This window comes from Microbacterium sp. SCN 71-21 (assembly GCF_001725695.1).
Taxonomy (GTDB): domain Bacteria; phylum Actinomycetota; class Actinomycetes; order Actinomycetales; family Microbacteriaceae; genus Microbacterium; species Microbacterium ginsengisoli.
The window spans coordinates 1-7849 of the sequence record NZ_MEGA01000093.1; the positions used below are offsets into that span (position 1 = coordinate 1).

The following is a 7849-nucleotide window of genomic DNA, read 5'->3' on the forward strand; positions in this document are numbered from 1 at the left end:
ATACGCCACCGGCGCCAGGCTCATCGCCGTCCCCGGATGACCGTTCCCGACCCTCTCCACCGCATCCGCCGCCAACACCCGCGCCGCATCCACCGCACGAGAATCGATTTCGTCCCACTGCAAATCCGACACCGGACCGCCTTTCCGCATGTGTGAGGGTGCATCGCTCGGTGCTGATCTCGGGTCGTCCGCGGAGCGGAACAAGGGAGATCGCGCCTGGGCGGACGCATGTGATTTCAGCATAGTCACGCGCACATGCCGGGGCTCGACTGTGACGGGCCGCGCCGGGGAGGCAACGGCGTCCGGGCGGACGGACAGGAGGCATGACGTAGAATCGACGAGGAATTTCCGGTGATAGCGGGGACGATGGACATCAGCACGACCACGGGGCGCGACGCGCGTCTCGACAGCCCGTCGCTGCGTCGCACCATCCGGGCATATGTCGCGCTCACCAAGCCGCGCGTGCTCGAGCTGCTGCTGGTCACCACGGTCCCTGTCATGATCCTCGCGCAGGGCGGCATCCCCGATCTCTGGCTCGTGCTCGCGACGGTCATCGGCGGATCGCTGAGCGCGGGGTCGGCGGCGGCCTTCAACATGTACCTCGACCGCGACATCGACGCGCACATGCAGCGCACCGAGAACCGGCCGCTGGTGACCGGAGAGGTCTCCGAGCGCGGCGCCCTCATCTTCGCTTGGACGCTGGCCGCGGTCTCGACGCTCTGGCTCGCGCTCACGACGAACCTGCTCGCGGCGGGGCTCTCCGCGGGAGCGATCTTCTTCTACGTGGTGATCTACACGATCCTGCTCAAGCGCCGTACCGAGCAGAACATCGTGTGGGGCGGCATCGCCGGCTGCTTCCCTGTGCTGATCGGCTGGTCGTCCGTGACCGGCTCGCTCTCGTGGGCGCCGTTGATCCTGTTCGTGCTCGTCTTCCTCTGGACGCCGCCGCACTACTGGCCGCTGTCCATGAAGTACAAGGACCAGTACGACGACGTGGATGTGCCGATGCTCGGTGTCACCCGTTCGGGTTCCCAGGTGGGGCTCCAGGTGATCCTCTACGCGTGGGCGACGGTGGCGACATCCCTGTTGCTCATCCCCGTGGCGAACATGGGACTCGTCTACACGACATCGGCGCTCGTGTTCGGCGGCTGGTTCATCTACGAGTCGCACCGCCTCTACGGCCGCGCGGTGCGCGGCACCGAGCCGCGCCCGATGCGCGTCTTCCACGCGTCGATCACCTACCTGACGCTGCTTTTCGTCGCGATCGCGATCGACCCGCTGCTGCCGTTCTGACCCGCGGTCGTCCCTCTCTGCGGAGAGCGGGCTCTTTCGCAGGCGTATATTTAGTTCATATCAAGTAACTAAATTGCGCATCGCCCGAGCGAGGAGCCCCGTGACCGACCCCCGGAACCGTCCCGTCAAGACCAGCCTGTTCGACAGAGAGCACCCGCACTACAAGTGGCTCGCGCTGAGCAACACCACGCTCGGCATGCTGATGGCCACGATCAACGCCTCGATCGTCATCATCTCGCTGCCGGCGATCTTCGAGGGGATCGGTCTCAACCCGCTCGAGGCCGGCAACGTCAGCTACCTGCTCTGGATGCTGATGGGCTACATGCTCGTCAGCGCCGTGCTCGTGGTGACCTTCGGTCGCCTCGGCGACATGTACGGCCGCGTGCGCATCTACAACCTCGGCTTCGTCGTGTTCTCCGTGGCATCCATCGCCCTCTCGCTCGACCCGTTCTCGGGCGGCCCGGGAGCCACCTGGCTGATCCTCTGGCGGCTCGTGCAGGGCGTCGGCGGGGCGATGCTCTTCGCCAACTCCACCGCGATCCTCACCGACGCCTTCCCGGCGCACCGTCGAGGCATGGCGCTCGGTGTGAATCAGGTCGCGGCGATCGCCGGCAGCTTCATCGGTCTCATCATCGGCGGCCTCCTGGCCGTCATCGACTGGCGGGCCGTGTTCCTCGTGAGCGTGCCGATCGGCATCATCGGCACGATCTGGTCGTACGTGTCGCTCAAGGAGGTCGGCGCGCGCAACCCCGGCAAGCTCGACTGGCCCGGCAACATCACCTTCGCCCTCGGTCTCTCGGCGCTCCTCACCGCGATCACCTACGGCATCCAGCCCTACGGCGACAGCACGACAGGATGGACGAACCCCTGGGTGCTCGGAGGCATCGTCGGCGGCATCCTGCTGCTCGTGGCGTTCGTTTTCATCGAACTGCGCTCGTCGGCTCCGATGTTCGACATGCGCCTGTTCCGCATCCGTGCCTTCGCCATGGCGAACCTCGCGGGCCTCCTCGCCGCGATCGGACGCGGCGGCCTGCAGTTCATGCTGATCATCTGGCTGCAGGGCATCTGGCTGCCCCTGCACGGCTACGCCTACGCGGACACCCCGCTGTGGGCGGGCATCTACATGCTCCCGATCACGATCGGCTTCCTCATCGCGGGACCGATCTCGGGCACGCTCTCCGACCGCTTCGGCGCGCGCCTGTTCGCGACCGTGGGCCTCCTGATCGTCTCCGTGACCTTCGTGCTGCTGCTGCTCATCCCGGTGAACTTCGAGTACTGGCAGTTCGCGATCATCACCGGACTGTCCGGTCTCGGATCCGGCATGTTCGGCGCGCCCAACCGCAGCGCGATCATGAACAGCGTGCCGGCGAGCGAGCGTGGAGCCGCATCGGGCATGGCCGGCACCGTGCTCAACGCCGGAACCTCGCTGTCGATCGGGCTCTTCTTCTCGCTGCTGATCGCGGGCCTCGCGACGAGCCTCCCGGACGCGATGAAGTCGGGTCTGACCGCCCACGGCGTGCCGGCCGACGCCGCCGCGCAGATCGCGCAGCTGCCGCCCGTCGGCAGCGTCTTCGCGGCGTTCCTCGGCTACAACCCGATCCAGACGCTGCTCGGCCCGACCGGTGTGCTCGACCACCTGCCGGCATCGGATGTCGCGGCTCTCACCGGCAACCAGTTCTTCCCGCAGCTCATCTCGGAGCCCTTCCATGATGGACTGGTCATCGTGTTCCTCGCCGCCGCCATCATGTCGTTGATCGGAGCGATCGCCTCCCTCGTGCGCGGTCGCCACTATGTACACGCCGCCACTGCGCCCGTGCCGGTCGTGAGCAGCGCGTCGTGACCGGCGGCGGCGTTCATCCCGGCGACGCCGAGCGTCTGTCCGTGGTCGTGGGGCGGATCAACCGGCGCATCCGAGCGAACGCCGACGGGCTTTCCTACGGGCTGACGTCGACGCTGTCGAGCATCGTGAGGCTGGGGGAGACGCGCGCATCCGACCTCGCGCGCATCGAGGTGGTGACCGCGCCGAGCATGACGAGGATCCTCGCCGACTTGGAGCAGCGCGGACTGATCGCCCGTCATGACGATCCTGACGATCGCCGCGCGACGGTCGTGATCCCGACCGATCTCGGCGTCGCGACCTTGCTGCGCGCACGCGCAGAGAGGGCCTCCCGCGTGGGGGAGGCCCTCTCCAAGCTCGGCGAGCGCGACCGTGAACGACTGGTCGATGCTCTCGACGCCCTCGAGCGCCTCGCGGTCCGTGTCGACGAGGCGGCTGCGGGGCTCTAGCTCACTTGCTGTCGGTCGTCTCCGGCGCGGCGGGCGCGACGGGCAGCTCGTCGGCGACGGGCTCGGTGGGCTCGGCCAGGGCCGGCTCGGCGCTGATCGGGTCGGTCACGCCTTCCGGCCAGACCGGCGCGGCCACGGGGACGATGGGGGCGGCGAACACGCGGGCGGCTGCGGCGAGCGCAAGCACCGCGACGAGGCCGACGAGGCCGGCGACGATGAACGCTGCGCCGAGGAGGACCCACGACTGGCCCGCGTACACCTCGATCCCGGTCGCGGTCTGGTTGCCGAGCGTCGTGGTCATGACGGTGATCTTGTCGATCACGAGCCAGACGCCGAAGCCGATGCTGAGGATGGAACCGAGCGTCAGCACCCAGTAGGCGATGCTGCGGGTGAGGCGCGGGCGGGGGGTCATCGGTGGGATCTCCTTCCGGTCGGCCGGGGTGGCCGAACCGCCTTCCCAGCCTTGTCGCCTGGCGCGGAGACCGCAAACTCTGCGGCTATGGATTCCCTAAGAAGCGGCGACCACCGTGCGCTTCAGGTTGAGCACGACGGCCGTCATCGCCGCCACGAGGGTCACCGCGAGCACCATGTGCACGTTCACGAGCGCGATGGGGAGCCCGGTGTTCGCCTGGATGAGACCGACCGCGATCTGCACGAGCTCGACGGCCAGCAGCAGCGACGTCCACAAGCGCAGGCGAAGAGCGGGCTCGGTGCGGAAGGAGCTCGCGACCAGCGCCACGGTCAACGCGAATGTGACGTAGGCCGGTATCGCGTGGATGTGCTGCAGCACCTCGGAGTCGAGGCCGTTGCGGATCGCATGCTCATCGCCGGCATGCGGGCCCGATCCGGTGACGAGGATGCCGACGATCACCGTCAACAGCACGAAACCGCTCGTCACGTGTGCGACCGCCGCGTACCAGGTCGGCACCGCGCGCACGCGGGGCCCCGGCACGGCGTAGACGCGCACGACGAGCGCCGCCGACAGGGCGACGAGCGGCACCGACGCGAAGAAGTGGAGGCCCACGACGTAGGGGTTCAACTGGGAGAGCACGGTGATGCCGCCGAGCACCGCCTGCAGCGGGATGTACATGCCGACGAGCAGCGACAGCCAGAAGAGGTCGCGGCGCTGCTTCCGGTAGCGCAGGGTCAGCACGAACGTCACGATCGCGATGATCGCCAGCACGAAGGTGAGGCTGCGGTTGCCGAACTCGATCAGGCCGTGGATCCCCATCTCGGGGGTCGCCACGAGCGAGTCCGCCGTGCACTTGGGCCAGGTGGGGCATCCGAGACCCGAACCGGTCAGCCGCACGAGGCCGCCCGTGCCCACGATCGCGATCTGCACGACCAGCGTCGCCCAGGCGGCGACGATCATGCTGCGGCCGGGTCGCTCGGGCAGATAGGACAGCAGTGAGCGACGGCGCGCGACGGCGGGGTCTGCGGACATGGGCGGATGCCTCCACGGAGGCCGTCAGCGGCGCGACGGCGCGGTGCGCGCCACCCTCGGGGTGGGCGGAACCTGTAGGATCGGATGTGGGATGCGACGCATGCGCGTTCCGCATCACAGACAGTGTAGGCGCGCAGATTGTGCCTGCTGACCGGGCCCGGAAGCGGCATCCTCCCGTCACTCCGAACGGGGCGAAGGAATGCCGGAGCGCATGACAGCGCTGAGCCCCAGGAGGAGAGTGACGACATGTCGGATGTGCTGATCGACCGCCCCGAACTCGAGGGCATCGGTGTCTACGAGTTCGGCTGGCACGACGCGGATGCCGCGGGTGCGAGCGCGAAACGAGGTCTCAGCGAGGCCGTCGTGCGCGACATCTCCGCCCTGAAGGCCGAGCCGGAGTGGATGCTGAAGACGCGTCTGAAGGGCCTGTCGCTCTTCGACCGCAAGCCCATGCCGACGTGGGGCGCCGACCTCAGTGCGATCGACTTCGACAACATCAAGTACTTCGTGCGCTCGACCGAGAAGCAGGCGCAGTCGTGGGAGGACCTCCCCGAGGACATCCGCAACACGTACGAGCGCCTCGGCATCCCGGAGGCGGAGCGCTCGCGGCTCGTCGCCGGCGTCGCCGCGCAGTACGAGTCGGAGGTCGTCTACCACCAGATCCAGGAGGATCTGGAGCGTCAGGGCGTCATCTTCATGGACACCGACACCGCGCTGAAGGAGCACCCGGAGTTCTTCGAGGAGTACTTCGGCACCGTGATCCCCGCGGGCGACAACAAGTTCGCGGCGCTGAACACCGCGGTGTGGTCGGGTGGCTCGTTCGTGTACGTGCCGAAGGGCGTGCACGTGGAGATCCCCCTGCAGGCCTACTTCCGCATCAACACCGAGAACATGGGTCAGTTCGAGCGCACCCTGATCATTGCCGACGAAGACTCGTACGTGCACTACATCGAGGGCTGCACGGCGCCGATCTACCAGAGCGACTCGCTGCACTCGGCCGTGGTCGAGATCATCGTCAAGAAGAACGCCCGGGTGCGCTACACGACGATCCAGAACTGGTCGACGAACGTGTACAACCTCGTCACCAAGCGTGCGATCGCCCACGAGGGCGCGACGATGGAATGGGTCGACGGCAACATCGGCTCCAAGGTGACGATGAAGTACCCGTCGATCTACCTCATGGGCGAGCACGCCAAGGGTGAGACCCTCTCGGTCGCCTTCGCCGGTCCCGGTCAGCACCAGGACGCCGGCGCGAAGATGATCCACATGGCGCCGTACACCCAGTCCTCGATCGTCTCGAAGTCGATCGCCCGGGGCGGCGGTCGCGCGGGCTACCGCGGCGAGGTGCGAGTCGACCCGAACGCGCACCACAGCGCCAACACCGTGCGCTGCGACGCGCTGCTGGTCGACACCATCTCCCGCTCCGACACGTATCCGGCGATCGACATCCGGGTCGACGACGTGCAGCTCGGGCACGAGGCCACGGTGTCGAAGGTCAGCGAGGAGCAGCTCTTCTACCTCATGAGCCGCGGCCTTCCCGAGGACGAGGCGATGGCGATGATCGTGCGCGGCTTCATCGAGCCGATCGCACGGGAGCTGCCGATGGAGTACGCACTCGAACTCAACAAGCTCATCGAGATGGGCATGGAAGGATCCGTCGGCTGATGACGACAGCGACCGAGGCCCCCTCGCACGACGAGAAGGGCCACATCGACCCTGCCGCCGCCGTGGTGACCGCCGCGACCGTGCCGGTGCAGACCCGCTCCGAGCGATTCCGTTCGTTCGATCCCGAGGCTTTCGAGCGTCCGACCGGCCGCGAGGTGAACTGGAAGCACACCCCCGTCGCGCGTCTGGCCCGTCTGTTCGACGCGGCAGACCCGCAGACCGACGGGGTCACGGTGACCGTGACGCCGACCACGGATGCCGCGGCATCCGCTCGGGGCGCCGTGTTCCGGCCCGAGGACCTGCCGTCCGCGATCGCGTGGGCGCAGAGCCCCGAGGCCGTCTCGGTCGTCGTCGACGGGGAGCACGAGGTGCCCATCCGCGTCGACGTCGCCGGCACCGGCGGGCGGGCGACCGCGCACGTCGTGATCGAGGCGCGTCCGCACTCGCGTGCGACCGTGCTCCTCGACCACACGGGTACGGCGGAGTTCGCCGAGAACGTCGAGATCGTCGTGCGCGACGGCGCGGACCTCACCGTCGTCGCGCTCCACCGGTGGGCGGATGACGCGGTGCACGCGGCATCCCATCAGGCCCGGGTCGACCGCGACGCGCACCTGCGTCACATCGTCGTCAGCTTCGGCGGCGGCGTCGTGCGGGTGAACCCGAGCGTCGAGCTCGCCGGCGCCGGCGCGGTCGGAGAGCTCTACGGTCTCGCGTTCGCCGACGCCGGCCAGCACCTCGAGAGCCAGGTCTACCTGCACCACAAGGGCGGGCACACCTCGGGCGACGTGCTGTACAAGGCCGCCCTGCAGGGCGAGACGGCGCGCACCGTGTGGGTGGGCGACGTGCTCATCGGGCCGGATGCGGTCGGCACCGACTCGTACGAGGCGAACCGCAACCTGGTGCTCACCTCCGGTGCGCGCGCCGACTCCATCCCGAACCTCGAGATCGAGACGGGCGACATCGTCGGCGCCGGTCACGCGAGCGCGACCGGCCGCTTCGACGAGGAGCAGCTGTTCTACCTGCAGGCCCGCGGCATCCCCGAGGCCGAGGCCCGACGCCTCGTCGTGATCGGCTTCCTCGCGGAGATCGTGCAGAAGATCGGCGTGCCCGACCTCGAGGAGCAGCTGACCGCCGCCATCGAGGCGGAGCTCGCGGGGGAGG

At 68.3% G+C, this 7849-nt stretch carries 8 protein-coding genes; 5 read left to right on the forward strand and 3 right to left on the reverse strand.

The annotated features are described in order from the left end of the window. On the reverse strand, positions 1-132 hold a 132-nt coding region (locus ABT08_RS11725), incomplete at its 3' end, for a thiamine pyrophosphate-binding protein (protein WP_288115070.1). A gap of 234 nt (positions 133-366) precedes the next feature. On the opposite strand from ABT08_RS11725, the gene ABT08_RS11730 reads away from it, so the two are divergent. The 3 genes from ABT08_RS11730 to ABT08_RS11740 all read left to right on the forward strand — a co-directional run bounded on the left by ABT08_RS11730 (position 367) and on the right by ABT08_RS11740 (position 3579). After that, on the forward strand, positions 367-1293 hold the full coding sequence (locus ABT08_RS11730) for a heme o synthase (RefSeq protein ID WP_056209171.1): 927 nt from the start codon (positions 367-369) through the stop codon (positions 1291-1293). Between the two features lie 100 nt (positions 1294-1393). Then, positions 1394-3133: an MFS transporter gene (locus tag ABT08_RS11735; RefSeq protein WP_045245968.1), complete on the forward strand. Its 1740-nt coding sequence runs from the start codon at positions 1394-1396 to the stop codon at positions 3131-3133. Then, a complete protein-coding gene (locus ABT08_RS11740; RefSeq protein WP_045245970.1) occupies positions 3130-3579 on the forward strand; it encodes a MarR family winged helix-turn-helix transcriptional regulator in 450 nt (149 codons plus the stop codon). The genes ABT08_RS11735 and ABT08_RS11740 overlap by 4 nt, the downstream gene beginning before the upstream one ends. 1 nt (position 3580) lies before the next feature. Here the strand turns inward: ABT08_RS11740 and ABT08_RS11745 are convergent, their stop codons facing one another. Both ABT08_RS11745 and ABT08_RS11750 read right to left on the reverse strand, forming a co-directional pair. Beyond that, positions 3581-3991: a hypothetical protein gene (locus ABT08_RS11745; protein WP_045245971.1), complete on the reverse strand. Its 411-nt coding sequence runs from the start codon at positions 3989-3991 to the stop codon at positions 3581-3583. 96 nt (positions 3992-4087) lie between these two features. Then, positions 4088-5023 (reverse strand): COX15/CtaA family protein, encoded by a 936-nt coding sequence (locus ABT08_RS11750; protein ID WP_056209165.1) that lies wholly within the window; start codon positions 5021-5023, stop codon positions 4088-4090. A 246-nt stretch (positions 5024-5269) separates the two neighbouring features. On the opposite strand from ABT08_RS11750, the gene sufB reads away from it, so the two are divergent. Continuing rightward, entirely contained in the window at positions 5270-6688 is a 1419-nt protein-coding gene (gene sufB / locus ABT08_RS11755; protein ID WP_056209163.1) for a Fe-S cluster assembly protein SufB, read from the forward strand. Then, the coding region (sufD, locus tag ABT08_RS11760) for a Fe-S cluster assembly protein SufD (protein WP_288115069.1) at positions 6688-7849 on the forward strand (1162 nt) is incomplete at its 3' end. The genes sufB and sufD, both read left to right, overlap by 1 nt.

Coding starts and splice junctions, on each gene's coding strand:
- ABT08_RS11750 (WP_056209165.1), bottom strand. CDS start 5,023: ATGTCCGCAGACCCCGCCGTCGCGCGCCGTCGCTCACTGCTGTCCTAT.
- ABT08_RS11730 (WP_056209171.1), top strand. CDS start 367: ATGGACATCAGCACGACCACGGGGCGCGACGCGCGTCTCGACAGCCCG.
- sufB (WP_056209163.1), top strand. CDS start 5,270: ATGTCGGATGTGCTGATCGACCGCCCCGAACTCGAGGGCATCGGTGTC.
- ABT08_RS11745 (WP_045245971.1), bottom strand. CDS start 3,991: ATGACCCCCCGCCCGCGCCTCACCCGCAGCATCGCCTACTGGGTGCTG.